1 protein-coding gene is annotated in these 1,323 nt (G+C 54.8%); it reads right to left on the bottom strand.

Annotated elements, in window-relative coordinates:
- Positions 1 to 46: 46 nt before the first annotated feature.
- Positions 47 to 1,263, bottom strand: a protein-coding gene (locus QP965_RS11400) for an IS3 family transposase (RefSeq protein WP_101679514.1) whose coding sequence is annotated in 2 segments (ribosomal slippage) — positions 47 to 1,002 and positions 1,002 to 1,263 — 1,218 coding nt in all. Because the reading frame shifts where the segments join, the coding sequence is not laid out codon by codon here.
- Positions 1,264 to 1,323: the final 60 nt, after the last annotated feature.

Raw genomic sequence — 1,323 nt, 5'->3', positions numbered from 1 at the left:
TGGGGTTGCCCGCAAATCGTGGACACGTAGTGGGGCTACCTAGTGCTTAGGCAGCTATTTCTTTTCTACTGGTGGTTAGACCAATGTGGTTTTCGAAGTCGACGGGGCTGACCATTCCTAGTGCAGAGTGCCGGCGCCGACGGTTGTAAACGACTTCCATCCAGTAGGCAACGGCCTTGCGCGCAGCATCGCGGGTAGGCCAACGCTTACGGTCGTAGAACTCGGTTTTAAGCGTCGACCAGAACGACTCAGCCATCGCGTTATCAAAGCACACACCAGTACGCCCCACAGACTGAGCAATGCCCAGGTTATGGCAGACTTCCCAGAGCTTCTCGCTGGTAAATTGCGTTCCGCGGTCAGCGTGGAACACCAGCCCATTAGGAACGTCACCGCGCAGTGTATGTGCCATCCGCAGGGCCCGTTCGACCAGGCATGTATCTTGAACGCTATCCATTGCCCATCCCAGCACCCTGCGGGAATGGCCGTCGCGGACCGCACACAAGTACAACCATCCCTCGCTGGTGCGTAGGTAGGTAATATCCGACATCCACACTCGGTTGAGCTCACCAGTATCAAACATGCGCTTGACCAGGTCAGGAAGAGCTGACTTACGCTTGGATTGAATCGTTGTCACCGGGACAAAGGCACGCGGTGAAATCCCTTCAATGCCCATCATGCGCATCCGCTTAGCCACAGTCTTGCGATTCAGGGTGATCTGGTAGCGCTCGGTAAGTTCTGCGGTGATCCGCGGAGCACCATAAACCTCATCGGAGTCTTTCCAAATCTGATGAATCTTTCGGTCAACGCCATCGTAAAATGCAGCACGATCATTTTCGCCAGATAGTCGCTTCTGCTGCGTATCAGCCCATTTGTAGTATCCAGACCGAGACACTTTTAATAGCCGTGCCATGCGTTTGATGCTGTAGTTTGCCTTCTCCTGCTGCATCAATTCGAACTTTTCTGCTCGCGTTGCTTCGCGGCGAAGAAGGCTGTCGCTTTTGACAAGAACTCATTATCCATCTTGGCTTCCGCCAACTCACGGCGCAGACGGGCATTCTCAGCACGAAGATCCGCCTCACTCATCCCATCCGAGGCCCCTCGGCGTTCACGCTCGAGTTTGACCCACCGGCCTAAAAGCCCGGCGGAGACGCCAATCTCCTTAGCCACATGAGCGATCGGGCGCTCTGACTCGATTACAAGGTTCGCGGCTTCACGCCGGTACTCCGGCGTGTACTTCTTGCGCTGTTGACTCACAATGAACATCCTCTCCTACGGACACAAGATCCGTACAAATAGGGTGTCCACTAAACGAGGGTAACCTCA

This window comes from Corynebacterium sp. MSK074, from assembly GCF_030229735.1.
Classification (GTDB): Bacteria; Actinomycetota; Actinomycetes; order Mycobacteriales; family Mycobacteriaceae; genus Corynebacterium.
The sequence above is the reverse complement of the archived record's forward strand: the minus strand, read 5'-3'. Positions and strand labels throughout refer to the sequence as shown.